Genomic DNA, 14,105 nt, shown 5'->3' on the forward strand with positions numbered 1-14,105 from the left:
GGCGGTTTCTAGGGGTCGTCGCAACACGTGGTCGTGTTGGTCAGGCCGCGAGTAGTTTATGCAGGCGCTCGGCCGGGGTTTCCCAGCCGAGCGTTTTGCGTGGGCGGCGGTTGAGCTGGTCGGCGACGGCGGCCAGGTGCTCGGGGTCGTGGACGGACAGGTCGGTGCCTTTGGGGAAGTACTGCCGCAGCAGGCCGTTGGTGTTCTCGTTCGAGCCGCGCTGCCAGGGGCTGGCGGGGTCGCAGAAGTAGACCGGGATGTCGGTGGCGAGGGTGAACTGCGCGTGGCGGGCCATCTCGCTGCCCTGGTCCCAGGTCAGGGACCGCATCAGCTGGGCGGGCAGGGTCTGGACGGTGGCGGTCAGGGCAGTCAGGACGGCCTCGGCTCCGTGGTCGCCGGGCAGGTGCAGGAGCATGACGTAGCGGGTGGCGCGTTCGACCAGGGTGCCGATCGCGGACCTGCCGTCCTTGCCGATGATCAGGTCGCCCTCCCAGTGGCCGGGAACGGCCCGGTCCTCCACCTCGGCGGGCCGTTCGCTGATCATCACCATCGGGGTGGTGAAACGCGGCTGGCGGCAGTTCGCCTGCCGCTGGGGTCTGCGGCGGGCCCGCCCGGAGCGCAGGGCGCCGGCCAGCTCGCGCCGCAGCTGACCCCTGCCCTGGACATAAAGTGCCTGATAGACGGTCTCGTGGACCACGTGCATCTCCGGCCGCTGGGGGAACTGTGTCCGCAGAGCGTGGCATATCTGCTCCGGGCTCCACTTCTCGTCCAGCATCGTCTGGACGGCGTCCCGCAGCTCGGGGTTCCGGAGGATCTTGCGGGGCTTGGGGCGGGGACGGCGGGCGTCGGCGCGGGCCTGGGCGGCGTGCGGGCGGTAGTGCCACTGGCCGCGTGTGCCGTCGGTGCGGTTGCGGCGGATCTCCCGGCTGACCGTGGACGGACTTCGGCCCAGCTCCGCGGCGATCGCCCGTACCGTGGCCTTCTCCCGCAGCCGGTCCGCGATGTGGATCCGCTCGTCCTCGCTCAGGTATCGGGACGGACCGGAAGCCGGCACCACCAGATTGATCGGTGGTACCGGCTTCCGGTTGCGTTCCCCGGAGCGGCCGTTGCGCCACTTCCGACCGGTCCGCTCATCGATGCCGACAATCCGGCACGCTTCGGTGTTGCTGTATCCCTGCCGCACGAGCCGGGAGTATGCCTCCCGCTCCCGGGACAACTTCTTACGCCCCTGCGGTGTCCGGTCCGCTCGGATCTGGAAGTCCATCGCACCCCTTGAACTGGGGTGTTGCGACAACCACTAGAACCAACGGTGGGACGGTCCGGCCCCTCACGCGTGCGCAGGGGCCGGCCGAGCGCCGTCGCAGACCGGGACCCGGCGGACGATGTGGGTGAAGACTAAAATGCTTGTGGATTCCTGGCTGTTCATTCCGAGGCCTTCTGGTCGAGAATGGCCGCAATTCGCAGGCAATTACTCACTAAGACCCAGCATTTCGATGATCGCCTCGACTTCGCGGCGATACACCTGGGACGGATCGACGATCTGCTGACCGAGGTGGCCGAACACCTCCAGCATCACCGGCCCGTACATCCGCCCCCAGATCCGCAGGGTCAGGCCGAGCGCCTGGGGCGGCAGGTGCGGGAACTGCTCGCGGGCCGGGGTGACCAGGGACTCCTGGAAGTCGGACCACTCGGCCTCGTCGTCGCGGATCGCCGCCGGAGCGTGGTCCCAGGCGCCGGCGACCACGTCCAGCAGCGCCATGCAGCATCGCCGCGCCGCCTTCGTGACGTCCTCGGGCGGGCTGAAGCCGGGCAGGCCGTCGCCGTAGATCAACCGGAACGCCGCCGGGTTGGCGACCGACCAGGTGCGGAAGGTGTCGCAGACCGCGCGCACCCGGCTCGCCGCCTCCTCGGGCGGCAGCGCGGCCAGGGCGGCCTCGTGGGAGTCGGCCAGCTCGTTGTAGGCGTCCGCGGCGAGGGTGGAGATCAGCTGGTCGCGGGTGTCGAAGTAGCCGTACAGCGCCGCCGCCGTCATGCCCAGCTCGCGGGCGATCCCGCGCAGCGTGATGCCCGCAGGGCCCGACTCCGCCAGCGCCTTCAGGGCGGCTTCCTTGATCTCCGCGATCGTCTGCTGGCGGAGCCGCGCGCGACGGGTGGGCTTCGTTTCCATGCTGTTGTCCTCCTGGTCGGGGGCAGAACTATACGGCGTTTGGTTCGCAGCGTACTCCTGGTACACTAAACGCCGTTAATAAAGTGATTGCCGATCACTCCCGGCATTCCCGCTCCCGCGCATTCCCCCCTGTCATCCGCCCGCGCTTTTGCCCGCCTCGGCCTGCCCTGGCCATGCCGTCGCCCTGCCCGTGCCTCCCGGTGGAAATGACCGCCCCCCGACGCGGCGCGCGTCTTCCCGTGGATGCCGGCAGCCTGGTCGCGCCACCGCGGGCCAAAGGCGCGAAGGACGCTAAAGCGAATGCGGAGATGAGGGTTCCGGGCCGGGAGTGAGGCGCGGGGGGCCGGGTGCCCGGGCGTCGGGGTGGGTCCGGGGGTGCGGGGCGCGAGGGGGCGGGGGGATTCCGTTCATCGTTGAAACATGCGGACGGTGGTGGTGAGTGGGGGTGTTCGTCCCGCTCCGCTCCGGTCTCCGCGGGTGCCGTGCGGCGAGTTTCGGCCAACTGTTCCCGGCCTGTCGTGTACGGGGCGATACCAGACCGGGGCCGTCTACGGGTAAGTTTGCCAACTGCGCACCGCACGTGAACGGTTGGCGACTATCGTGGGTGCTTGGTGATCATCGGTAGGCTCGACTCACTCACGTAACACCATCCCCCGTAGTGCACCCCCGTAGTACGCCGATTCCTGGGCACGTACCAAGGACACTCATGTCTCAACTTCGCGCACCCGCCGCGCGGTCCGAACGCCGCGAAGGCGGGCGGCACGGCCGGTCAGGCGCCCGCACCGCCACCACCGGTGCGGCCGGCGCCGGCTCCGCTCAGTCCTCCGCGCCGCTCCCGGCCGAGGCCCGTATACGCTCCCAACTCCTGCGTACCTCCGTTCTTCCGGCGGTCGCCGTGGCCCTCGGCGGCGCCGCGGCCGTCCTCTTCACGATCCGCTCCACCGGAGCCGAGACCACGCCCGGCCTGTGGGCCGCACTCACCGGCGCCGCGGCGATCACGGTCGCCTCGGTGACCGCCGCCGCCCTCGGCGCCGACCGCGCCGCGAAGGCGGTGTTCGACCGCGCGGGCGCCCTGCGGCGCTCCACCGCCCGCGGTCAGGACGAACTCGGCTCGATCGTGGAACAGTTGCGCCGAGGCGAGAGTCTGGAGCCCCGCCCCCCGGCTCCCGCCGCATCGCCCTCCGGCGACGAATTCGACCTGCTGGCCGCCGAACTGACCCGCTCTCACGAGGCCGCCGTCGCCGCGGTGGTGCAGGCGGCCCAGCTCTCCAGCAGCGTCGGCAACGAGCAGAAGGTCGAGGTGTTCGTGAACCTCGCCCGGCGCCTCCAGTCGCTCGTCCACCGCGAGATCCAGCTCCTCGACGAACTGGAGAACGAGGTCGAGGACCCGGAGCTGCTCAAGGGCCTCTTCCACGTGGACCACCTCGCCACCCGCATCCGCCGGCACGCGGAGAACCTCGCCGTCCTCGGCGGCGCCATCGCCCGCCGTCAGTGGTCGAACCCGGTCACCATGACCGAGGTCCTGCGCTCCTCCATCGCCGAGGTCGAGCAGTACCCGCGGGTGAAGCTGGTCCCGCCGATCGACGGAACCCTCCGCGGCCACGCCGTCGCCGACGTCATCCACCTCCTCGCCGAGCTCGTCGAGAACGCGACGCTCTTCTCCGCGCCCAACACCACCGTGCTGCTGCGCGCCCAGTACGTCACGGCCGGCCTCGCCATCGAGGTCGAGGACCGTGGTCTCGGCATGCCCGTCGCCGAGCAGAACAAGATGAACGCGCTGCTCGCCGACCCCGACCAGGTCAACGTCGCGCACCTGCTGCAGGACGGCCGCATCGGCCTCTTCGTGGTTTCCGCCCTCGCGCGGCGCCACGGCATCGCCGTACGCCTCCAGTCGAACATCTACGGCGGCGTCCAGGCCGTCCTCGTCCTGCCGCAGGGTCTGCTCGGCTCCGACCCCGCGGGCCTCGCCCGCGGCGAGGGCCCCGCCCCGCAGGCGGCTCAGGCAGCTCAGGCTCCGCACACCCAGCAGCAGGGCCAGATCCAGAGCCAGATCCAGGGGCAGATCCAGGGGCAGCCCCACGGCCAGGCCTCCCACGGCCGGCCTCAGCACCACGCGCAGCCCCACCACCAGCCCCAGCACCAGGGCGTCGGCACCAACGATCCCCGTACCGCGCCCCTGACGCCGGTCTCCGCGGCCGACCGGCCGGCACCGGCCCACGCCACACCGGCCCACGGCACCCAGGTCCCCGGCACTCCCGCCCACGGCACCCAGGTCCTCGGCACTCCCGCCCACGGCATCCCCCTCCCGATGCCGCAGAACACCGCGGTCCCCGCGCCCGCCCCCGTGGCGGCGCACGCGACGCCGTCGCACCTCGGGGGTGCGCACGTCCCCGCCCCGGCGCCCGTTCCCCCGACGGCGCAGCGGACCGCGGCGTCCCAGCCCCTGGCGGCCGGTGCCGCCGGCGCGTCCGGTGTACCGTCCCAGCCCCACCACGCCGCGCCCGCCGGTCCCGGCACCGTCCGTCCGGCCCCACCCGCCGAGGTCCCCCCGGCCTCGCACGGCGGAGCTCCGGGCAAGCCCGTCCTCCCCAAGCGGCGCGCCCAGGAGCACCTCGTCCCCCAGCTGCGCGAGGAGCCCACGGCGCGCACGTCGGACGAGCCCGCCCTGCACGACCCGGGTCTGATGGCCGCCTTCCAGCGCGGCATCGGACTCGCCGAATCCCAGCCCGCCCCCCGTGAATCGCTGCGTCCCGGCGACGCGCACAAGGAGTAGATGCACATGGCGAGCAATGTGCCGCACGGCCATTCCTCGGATCTCGACTGGCTGCTGAGCGGCCTGGTCCAGCGGGTCCCCTACACCCGCAACGCCGTACTGCTCTCCTCCGACGGCCTCGTGAAGTCCGTGCACGGCCTCGACCCCGACGCGGCCGACCACATGGCCGCGCTGGCTTCCGGCCTGTACTCGCTCGGCCGCAGCGCCGGCGCGCGCTTCGGCGACGGCGGCGAGGTCCGCCAGGTCGTGGTCGAACTGGACTCCACCCTGCTGTTCGTCTCCACCGCCGGCTCCGGCACCTGCCTCGCCGTCCTCGCCGGCCGCGAGGCGGACGCCGCCGTGCTCGGCTACGAGATGGCGATGCTCGTCAAGAGCGTGCGACCGTACCTGGTCACCCCGGCCAGGCAGGCCGCCGGCGCGGCGGGCAGTGCGGGACAGTGACCATGGCCTCCCATCAGGAAGGGCCGTGGCTCGACGACGCGGCGGGACGACTGATCCGTCCGTACACCGTGAGCGGCGGACGGACCCAGCCCACCGCCGCGCTCGACCTGCTCTCGATGGTGATGGCGACCGGCACGTCTCCGCAGCCCCACATGGGTCCCGAGCACAGCCTGGCCCTCGGGCTGTGTGAGGGGCCCACATCGGTGGCGGAGATCGCGGCGCACTTACGGCTACCCGCCGTCGTCACCAAGGTCCTGCTCTCCGACCTCGTGGAATGCGGGGCGCTCACCGCCCGAGCGCCCCGCTTCCACGCCAACCCAACCGACCGTTCCTTGCTGGAGGCAGTGCTCGATGGCCTACGACAACGGCTCTGAGCGCCACGACCGGGGCCCCGAGGGCCCCGCGGCCGACCCGTTCCCCACCGCGCTGAAGATCCTGGTGGCGGGCGGCTTCGGGGTCGGCAAGACCACCTTCGTCGGCGCGGTCAGCGAGATCGAACCGCTGAGCACCGAGGAGTTGCTGACCTCGGTCAGCGCCGCCACCGACAGCCTGGAGGGCGTCGAGTCCAAGACGACCACCACGGTCGCGATGGACTTCGGCCGCATCACGCTCGACGGCCGCAACGTGCTGTACCTGTTCGGAACCCCCGGTCAGGAGCGGTTCTGGTTCATGTGGGACGAGCTGTCCGAGGGCGCCCTCGGCGCGGTCGTCCTCGCCGACACCCGCCGCCTCCAGGACTGCTTCTCGGCCGTCGACTTCTTCGAGCGGCGGGGCATCGGGTTCGTGGTGGCGGTGAACGAGTTCGACGGCGCCTACCGCTACGAACCCGAGGAGGTGCGGGCTGCTTTGGACCTCAAGCCCGACGTGCCGGTCGTGCTCTGCGACGCCCGGATCTCCAGCTCCGCCATCCGCACCCTGCTGACCCTCGTCCAGCATCTGCTCACCACCATCCCGGCCGCCGTGCCGACCTACGGAGCCACGACATGACCTACGACCCCACCGGTCATCTGCTGCTCACCCCGATCGACCAGGAGGCCCCCGCCCGGGTCCGCCGCCTGCGCGAGCTGGGGCTCGGCGAGCAGGCCGAACCGGTTTTCGACGACTTCGCCCACCGGCTCGCGGAGGTGACCGGAGCGCCGTACTCGATGGTCAACTTCATCGACGAGAACCGGCAGTTCTTCGCCGGCCTGCACACCCCGGCCGGCACCCACTCGGGCACCGACCTCGGCGCCACCGCCGCCGGCAGCGGCGGCGTCGGCCGCTTCATGGCGCGCGACCACGGCTACTGCCCGCACGTGGTGGTGCGCCGCAAGGCCCTCGTCCTGGAGGACGTCTGCGACTACCCGCGCTTCGCGGGCAACCCGGTCGTGGACGAGATCGGCATCCGCTCGTACATGGGCGCTCCGCTGATCGACCGGACCGGCACGGCGCTCGGCACGATCTGCGTGGTCGACACCGACGTCCGCCCCTGGGGGCGGGCCGGTCTGGAGACCATCAAGGCGATGGCGGCCGAGCTGGTGGAGCAGATCCACCGGCGTGAGGACGGCATGATCTGACCGGGGCGCCATCGATCCGGCCTGGTCCGGGCTTGGCCGGGTTTTTCCTGCCCGGCCCGGGACGGGTTGGGTCGGATCGGCTCCACGGGACGCACGGTGCCCCGGGGTTCGGCTTCGTCGCCGGACTCCGGGGCATCTCCGTGTGGTCGACGTGCCGTCAGACGTGCGCCGGTTCCATGCGGACCACGTCGGCGAGCCGCTCGGACCAGCTGCCCTTGTCCTGGCCGAGGGCGACCTCGGCGAGCCGGAGGAGCTGGATGTCCGAGGTGCCCGCGGGGGCGAAGATGTGGTGGGCGTCCCGCAGGTACCGCTCGATGGGCCGGTCGGTGAACAGGCCGGCCGCCGCGTGGATCTCCATCGCGTTGCGGCCTGAGTCGATCGCGGACTCGACGTTCACCAGCTTGGCGTTCATCAGCTCGGTGTCGCACGACATGCCCTGGTCGAGCAGATGGGCCGCGTGGTACGCGGCGAGGCGGGCGGTCATCAGACGCGACTGCATCTGGCCGAGCTTCAGCTTGACGGTGGGGAGTTCGGCGATCGGCTTTCCGTAGCGGATGCGCTCGGTGGCGAAGCGGGTGGTCTCCTCCAGGATCGCCTGGTGGATGCCGAGGGACACGGCGGTGAGGTTGGCCCGGCCGTAGAGGACGCTGGAGGAGTACGCGACGGCGAGGCCGTCGCCCTCGTCGCCGAGCCGGTTGGCGGCCGGCACCCGGCAGTTCTCGAAGATGAGCTCGCCGAAGCTGAAGCCGTGCAGGCCCATGGCCGGCTGCTGCGGACCGGTCCGGAAGCCCGGACGGTCGGACTCGACGAGGAAGGCCGTGAGCCCCTTGGAGCCGGGACCGGTCCGGACCACGACGCCGTGCAGGTCGCCGACGTGGCTGTTGCCGACGTAGACCTTGCTGCCGTTGAGGACGTAGTCGTCGCCGTCTCGCACCGCGTCGGCGGTCATGCCGAGGACGTGACCGCCGGACTCCGGCTCGGTGACCGCGATGGTCGGCAGGCAGTCGCCGGCGGCGATGGCCGGAAGCCAGGTCTTGCGCTGGTCGTCGCTGCCGAAGTGGACGATCTTGGCGGTGCCGAGCTGCGAGGCCTGGACCATGGCACCCATCGCGCCGCTGACCCGGGACAGCTCCTCGATGATGATCGTCTTGGCCAGGTGGCCGGCCCCCATGCCGCCGTACTCGTGGCCGATAGTCGCTCCCAGCCAGCCCTGTCGGGCGATCAGTCGTGACAGCTCGTGATGGACGGTGCGGCCGGCTTCCATCTCCGGTATGCGTGGCCGAACCTCACGCTCAGCGAAGTCGCGCACCGTCTGCCGGAGCTGGTGATGCAGTCGGCTGCTGAAGTAGCCGTCCATTGGGTCCTCCTCTGCGAAACGCCTGCTCGTCGAGTGTTCCGAGCAGGTGGTGCATCGGCAGCGATCCCGTCCCGAACAGGCCGACCACTTCATGGTGTTGATCTTTCGTGGATGGATCAATATCGACACCAAGTTTGTCTGAAACCGGAACGGTTGACGTTCGTTTCTGACTGTGTTTCGTGTGGTCGCGGCCTGCTCGGTCGAGTCCGGAGGGAGCTCCTCATGGTCGTCTTCTTGCCACATGCCAAAGGCAAGGATTTCGGGGGCATATGACGTGCAGTCGGGACCGGTCTCCCATGCCGACCTTCCTCACCGAAGTGGCGGCATTCCGGATCCGTCCCCCTCTCGCCCGCCCTCCGCGCCGAGCGGACGGCGCACGGCCTCCGGGCGCCGCACGGCCGCACGAACCGGCCTTGCGACGACCGCGACGGGCATTGCGGGGCGCCGAGAACTCGTGACGGAGAGTGACCGGAGCAGTCGGGGGTGATCAACCGAGGAAGGAGCCGATCCGCGTCCGCAGTGCCGCCGGATCGAGGCCCTGGCCGGCCAGGTGCTCCCCGACCGAGCCGTACCGCCGCAGCTCGCCCCGGCCGATGCCCAGCCCGAGCACGCGGTGCGGCCGGTCGACGAGCGCGTCGTTCACGGCCGCCGTGGAGGTCCCCGCCAGGTACGGCTCCACCAGGACCACGTCCGCACGCGACCCGGCGACCGCCCGGCGCAGCGTCGCGCCGTCGAAGGGGCGCACGGTCGTGGCGTACAGGACCGTCACGTCCAGACCCTCGGCCGCGGCCAGTACGGAGTCGAGCATGGGGCCCACGGCGACGACGACCCCCCGAGAGCCTTCGCGCAACGTGGTGATCCCGCTCCGGGAGACCGGGTGCGCCGCGGCGTTCGCGTGCACCGACAGCCTCACGTACACCGACTCGTCGCTCGCGGCGGCCCGGCGCAGCAGCGTCTCCGCCTCGTCCGGGTGGCCGGGCACCTGCACGGTCCAGCCGTCCAGGGTGTCCATCAGGGCCACGTCACCCGGTGACATGTGGGTGAAGCCGCCGGCGGGCCAGTCGTACGAGCCGCCCGCGCTGACCAGGACGCCGTGCACGCCCTGGTGCCCGAAGTCCAGCTTCAGCTGCTCGAAGGGCCGCTCCACCAGGAAGCCGGCGAAGGTGTGCATGATCGGCCGCATCCCGGTCAGGGCCATGCCGCCGCCGACGCCGATGAGCAGCTGCTCCCGGATGCCGACGTTGACGGCCCGCTCGGGATGCCGGTCGAGGGCCTCGCGGAAGCCGTCCTTGCTGATCTCGGCCAGAACCAGCGCGAGCCGCGGGTCGTCGTCGAGCAGCCGGGAGGTGGTGGCGATGAAACGGTCGCGCATGGTGTCCATGACGGGTTCTCCTCGGAGGTGGCGTGGTGCGGAAGGGCGAAGAGGGGGAGCGAGGGGAGTTCGGGTGCCCTCACTGCTTGGGCTCGACCCGGGCGACGACCACCCGGGGCCGCCCGGGATGCGGGGCGGTGAAGGCGGCGTACAGCGCCTCGTGATCACGCCCGTCGACGGTCGAGGTGGACCAGCCCGCCGCCTCGAAGCGCGAGGCGATGCCGCCGGGCCGGCCGTAGCTGGCGGAGCTGTTGTCGATCACCAGGGTGTGCAGCTGCTCGAGCCCGGCGGGGCCGGCGTAGGCGAGTGCCTCGTGGTTGCTGCCCTCGTCCAGCTCGGCGTCCCCGATCAGCACCCACACCTTCGGATCGGTGAGCCCCTGCGCCCGCAGCCCGAGCACGGTCCCGACGGCCAGCGGCAGCCCGTGCCCCAGCGACCCGCTGCCGATCTCCACCCCGGGGACCAGCGTCCGGTCCGGGTGGTGCCCGAGCGGCGACTCGTACCCGCCGAACCCGCTCAGCACGTCCTCCTCGATGAATCCCTTGTCGGCGAGGACGGCGTAGTACGCCATGGGCCCGTGCCCCTTCGACAGCAGGAATCGGTCCCGCCCCGGATCCCCGGCGGTCGCGGGCGACACCCGCAGCACCCGGTCGTAGAGCACCCACAGTGCGTCGAGCGTCGAGGTCGCCGCGGGGGAGTGCTTCTCGTCCCCGGTCATGAGCCCCATGAGCCGACCGAGCCGCGCGAGGTCGGCGGTGGCGCCACGGTCCGCGCCGGCGGGCGCGTGGGCAGCGGGCGTCGTGGAGACCGCGTCGGGGGCGTGCGTCGTCGACGCCGTGTACGTCGTGTACGTCGTGTTGTCCATGACGCACACGGTGCTACCTCAAGCGGACTTGAGGTCAAGCCGCAAACCGGTTCGTGACCACGCGCGGAAGTGCGGTATTGTTCTCGTGCACGCCGGGCCGGGGAAACCCCAGGTCAGACGGGCATCGGGACGTGGCGCAGCTTGGTAGCGCACTTGACTGGGGGTCAAGGGGTCGCAGGTTCAAATCCTGTCGTCCCGACTCGAAGGAGTCGTAGGTCAGGGGCCGTTTCAGAGCGATCTGAGACGGCCTCTTGATCGTTTTCGGGGACCTGCTGGGGCCCGCCGGGGAGCACCCGTCCTGACCGTTTCTCCTCGGCCTCAGGCGGGGGCGCTCCAGTCGAAGGGGAAGTACTTGCTCGACTTCCCGGTGCGTTCCCAGGAGAAGCCGAACGCGTCGGCGCGGTCGAGGGTGGCCCGGCCCCATGTGGCGACCTGGCCCGGTCCCACCTCGGCGCCGGGGGCGTTGTGGACCTGGACGCGGGTGCCTTCCGGCGTCGTCGGGCCGGTGAGGGCCTCCGCGGTCGCCGTGACCCGGCCGGGGATCTCGGCCCGCCAGGTGGCGAGGTCCTCGTCGACCTCCACGTGGATGGGCGCGACGTCCATGCCCCGCATCTCGGGGTGGAACATCGCCCCGAACTCCGCCGGCCATCCGCCGGCCTCTCCGCCGAAGATCGCACCGAGTGCGGCGCGCTGCTCGTCGTCGGCGCGTTCGTCGAGGAAGACCGCGGCGAACGGATCGGTATGCGTCCCTGCCCATGGGTTGCCTTCGAAGGAGCCGAGCATCAGGACGTTGAGGTCGTCGAGCCGGACGTCGCCGAAGTTGCCTTCCCGGATGTGCCAGACCAGGACGCCCTCGCAGTCGCCGTAGGTCGGGGGCTGCGCGAAGGTGCACGGGCAGGGAATGGCGCACTTGCACACGTCGAACCAGTCGCCGGCCAGGTGCCAGCGCGTGCCGGGGGTGGCCTGCTGAGTCATCTCACTGCCTCCAGCCGAGCCCCGGGGGCTCACTCGGAGTGGCCGGACCGCGGGTTCCGAGCCCGTTCCCGGGAACGGAAGACGGTCTCCCTTCCAGCTTGCACCTCCCGGCCCGGTCAGGGAACCGCCCGGGCGGGTCGGCTCACCGTCCGGGCGGGGTCCGGCCCGTCGGTCACATGGGGTCCATGGACGGCATCGAGCCCTCGAGCCCCGGCAGCATCCAGTCCTGGAAGGGTGCGAGCACCGCCAGGACGAGGAAGGCGACGCCCACCACGCCGCTGAGGAGGACGCCGCGGGACCACAGCTTCTCCACGAAGATCACCACGGCCAGTCCGGCCATCGCCGCCACGTTCATCACGCCGAGCGGCACGAAGACCGCCATCAGCCCGGCGCAGCAGCCGACGCAGTACGCGCCGTGGTGGACGCCCACCCGCAGGTCCCGGGCCGGCCGCCGGAAGCCGGAGTAGCGCACCAGATGGCTCAGCGGGTCGCGGCAGTGCCGCAGGCAGACGTTCTTGAGGGGGCCGAGCTGATAGAGGCCGGCGAGCAGGAAGGCGACCGCGCCGATCCAGCGGCCGGCGGTGGGGTGGTCGTCCACCAGGTCCCCGGTGAAGGCGAGGGCCGCATAAGCGAGCAGTCCGAAGGCCGTCCACACCAGCAGATATCCGGCCACGAACTCGGCGGTGCGGCCCGCCCGGTTCCAGCCGGAGGACTGCCGGCCGATCCCGCGTACCCAGGTGAGGGCCACCGGCGCCATCGACGGCAGCATCATCGCTGCCATCATCGTCACCCACAGCAGCAGGAACAGGGGGAGCGCCATCCCCATGGTGCCGGGCTCGACGCCCATGTCCTCGGCCTGCCGGACGGTCAGCACCCAGGCGGGCACCGCGATCAGCACGACGACGATCCAGGCGGCCGCCAGATCCCGCGTGGGCAGCAGACCCCCACCGGCTCCGGTCGGGGCGGCCGACCGGGCGGGTACGAAGGAGGAGAGCCGGCGGCGACGCATCGGGTGTCTCCCTGAGAGGTCTCCCTGCGGCCGATTTCCAGCGGCTGTTTCCAGGGCTGTTTCCAGAACAGCACACGTCCCCCGGCGACGCGACCGTTCGGCGCGTGGGCGTTCCCCGCCGCCCGCCGGACGGCCGCCGATCATCGGGCGCGCAGGTCGGACGGCGTTCCCGCGTGATCACCGACGGCGGCGGTCCGTACGCCCGCGCGTGGGGCGAAGATCGGACGATCGTCGTCCGTGTCCGGTCATGGGTACGGATCGGGCCACCGCGGCAGGTTTGGGGCATCCTCCCGAGGGAATGGACGGCGGTCAGTGGCACGGGCAATTTCAGTCGCGCCGTCGAACTGATGGCTGATTCTGAGGGGGAGGTGGAGTGACCATGACCATGCCCGCAATCGAGCTCCCCGAGTTGTGGATGCCTCATCCGCTGCGGATCAATCCGCACCTGCCCGGTCTGCGCGCCGAGAGCGAGACCTGGGCGCGCGAGATGGGCATGCTGGGCGGCGAGGAGGGGTGGCCGGATGGGCGGCCCGACGGGCGGCCGGAGGGGCCGGACCGCCGCGCGATCTGGACCGGGCCCCAGTTCCGGGCCATGACGGTCGACCAGCTCACCGCGTGGACGCTTCCCGACGCGGCGCCGGACGCCCTCCGGCTGAACCACCGCTTCAACATCTGGGCGCTGGCCTGGGACGACTACTTCGCCAACGCCTTCAAACGCACGGGTGACTTCCAGGGCGCCCTGGAGTTCACTGCCCGGCTCCACGCCTTCCTGCGGCCCGAGCGGGACGCGCGGCTGCCGGAGCCGGTGAACGCCGTCGAACGGGGCATCGCGGACCTCCAGCAGCACCTGTTCCCGCCGAGGCTGGCGCACTGGCGGCAGCCGTTCAACCAGGCCCTCGCGCGCTACGTCGACGCCGGGGTCCGGGAACTCGCCAACAGCCGCGCCGGACGGGTGCCCCACCTGATCGACTACGCGCCCTTCCGGCGCGACAGTTTCGCCGCCCACACCGCGCCGTACTCCGTCGAACTCGCCACGGGCGCGCGAATACCCGAGCGGGTCCGGCACAGCCGCACCGTCCAGGGCCTGCTGGACGCCTTCATGGACGTCATGGGACTGGCCAACGACATCGCCTCCTACGAACGGGAGGTCCACGAGGAACGCGACGTCAACAACCTCGTCGTGGTCATCGCCGCGTCCATGGGCATCCCCCTCCACGAGGCCGTGCCCGCCGCCGTGCACATGGTGAACTCGCGCATGCGCGACTTCGAGGATCTCCGCCAGGGCGAAATCCCGCTGCTGGCCCGCCAGTTCGGATTACGGCACGACGAGCGGGCCCAGCTCGACACCTGGATCGGCGGCGCCTGCGGATTCCTCTCCGGCCTCCACGCCTGGTACACCGGCGCTCCCCGCTACGCCGAGGAACGATGCGAAGGGGGCACCGGCCTGTGCGCCCCGGCACCCCCTTCGCTCTAGACCGCTTCCTCCGGACCGTGCCGGACTCCGGGAGCCCGGCACGATCCGGAAGGGACGGCCCGGTCCCACGCGTCCCACCGGGACCACGCGGCACTCCAGGCCGTCACGGCCCCCTC

The 14,105-nt window shown here is 71.3% G+C and carries 13 protein-coding genes and 1 tRNA gene; 7 read left to right on the forward strand and 7 right to left on the reverse strand.

Translation table 11 applies throughout. The features are described from left to right. Nucleotides 1-40 precede the first annotated feature (40 nt). Nucleotides 41-1,264: an IS30 family transposase gene (locus tag ESG85_RS23655; protein ID WP_128977433.1), complete on the reverse strand. Its 1,224-nt coding sequence runs from the start codon at nt 1,262-1,264 to the stop codon at nt 41-43. A gap of 204 nt (nt 1,265-1,468) precedes the next feature. Continuing rightward, the gene (locus ESG85_RS23660) at nt 1,469-2,167 is read right to left on the reverse strand and encodes a TetR/AcrR family transcriptional regulator (protein WP_128982506.1); all 699 of its coding nucleotides are present in this window, start codon (nt 2,165-2,167) and stop codon (nt 1,469-1,471) included. A gap of 706 nt (nt 2,168-2,873) precedes the next feature. Between ESG85_RS23660 and ESG85_RS23670 the strand changes: the two genes are divergently transcribed. Genes ESG85_RS23670 through ESG85_RS23690 form a run of 5 tightly spaced genes read left to right on the forward strand, consistent with a single transcriptional unit; the run spans nt 2,874 to nt 6,937 of the window. Next, entirely contained in the window at nt 2,874-4,940 is a 2,067-nt protein-coding gene (locus ESG85_RS23670; RefSeq protein WP_128982508.1) for a sensor histidine kinase, read from the forward strand. A gap of 6 nt (nt 4,941-4,946) precedes the next feature. After that, nucleotides 4,947-5,381, forward strand: coding sequence for a roadblock/LC7 domain-containing protein (locus ESG85_RS23675; protein ID WP_128982510.1), 435 nt, complete (start codon nt 4,947-4,949; stop codon nt 5,379-5,381). A gap of 2 nt (nt 5,382-5,383) precedes the next feature. Then, nucleotides 5,384-5,755: a DUF742 domain-containing protein gene (locus ESG85_RS23680; RefSeq protein ID WP_128982512.1), complete on the forward strand. Its 372-nt coding sequence runs from the start codon at nt 5,384-5,386 to the stop codon at nt 5,753-5,755. Next, nucleotides 5,733-6,368, forward strand: a complete 636-nt coding sequence (locus ESG85_RS23685) for a GTP-binding protein (protein WP_128982514.1) — start codon at nt 5,733-5,735, stop codon at nt 6,366-6,368. The genes ESG85_RS23680 and ESG85_RS23685 overlap by 23 nt, the downstream gene beginning before the upstream one ends. Beyond that, entirely contained in the window at nt 6,365-6,937 is a 573-nt protein-coding gene (locus tag ESG85_RS23690; protein ID WP_128982516.1) for a GAF domain-containing protein, read from the forward strand. The genes ESG85_RS23685 and ESG85_RS23690 overlap by 4 nt, the downstream gene beginning before the upstream one ends. 157 nt (nt 6,938-7,094) lie before the next feature. Here the strand turns inward: ESG85_RS23690 and ESG85_RS23695 are convergent, their stop codons facing one another. The 3 genes from ESG85_RS23695 to ESG85_RS23705 form a co-directional block, all read right to left on the reverse strand. After that, a complete protein-coding gene (locus tag ESG85_RS23695; RefSeq protein ID WP_128982518.1) occupies nt 7,095-8,294 on the reverse strand; it encodes an acyl-CoA dehydrogenase family protein in 1,200 nt (399 codons plus the stop codon). Nucleotides 8,295-8,781: 487 nt separating this feature from the next. Next, on the reverse strand, nt 8,782-9,675 hold the full coding sequence (locus ESG85_RS23700) for a transketolase family protein (protein ID WP_128982520.1): 894 nt from the start codon (nt 9,673-9,675) through the stop codon (nt 8,782-8,784). A gap of 70 nt (nt 9,676-9,745) precedes the next feature. Beyond that, nucleotides 9,746-10,393: a thiamine pyrophosphate-dependent enzyme gene (locus ESG85_RS23705; protein ID WP_246095264.1), complete on the reverse strand. Its 648-nt coding sequence runs from the start codon at nt 10,391-10,393 to the stop codon at nt 9,746-9,748. A 263-nt stretch (nt 10,394-10,656) separates the two neighbouring features. Here ESG85_RS23705 and ESG85_RS23710 point away from each other — a divergent pair. Further along, a tRNA-Pro gene (locus ESG85_RS23710) sits at nt 10,657-10,730 on the forward strand. A gap of 119 nt (nt 10,731-10,849) precedes the next feature. Here the strand turns inward: ESG85_RS23710 and ESG85_RS23715 are convergent. Beyond that, on the reverse strand, nt 10,850-11,506 hold the full coding sequence (locus ESG85_RS23715; protein ID WP_128982524.1) for a DUF1326 domain-containing protein: 657 nt from the start codon (nt 11,504-11,506) through the stop codon (nt 10,850-10,852). Between the two features lie 172 nt (nt 11,507-11,678). After that, the gene (locus ESG85_RS23720) at nt 11,679-12,515 is read right to left on the reverse strand and encodes a DUF2182 domain-containing protein (protein WP_128982526.1); all 837 of its coding nucleotides are present in this window, start codon (nt 12,513-12,515) and stop codon (nt 11,679-11,681) included. Between the two features lie 379 nt (nt 12,516-12,894). Between ESG85_RS23720 and ESG85_RS23725 the strand changes: the two genes are divergently transcribed. Continuing rightward, nucleotides 12,895-13,989 (forward strand): terpene synthase family protein, encoded by a 1,095-nt coding sequence (locus tag ESG85_RS23725; protein WP_128982528.1) that lies wholly within the window; start codon nt 12,895-12,897, stop codon nt 13,987-13,989. Nucleotides 13,990-14,105: the final 116 nt, after the last annotated feature.

This window comes from Streptomyces roseicoloratus (assembly GCF_004117935.1).
GTDB classification, from domain to species: Bacteria; Actinomycetota; Actinomycetes; order Streptomycetales; family Streptomycetaceae; genus Streptomyces; species Streptomyces roseicoloratus.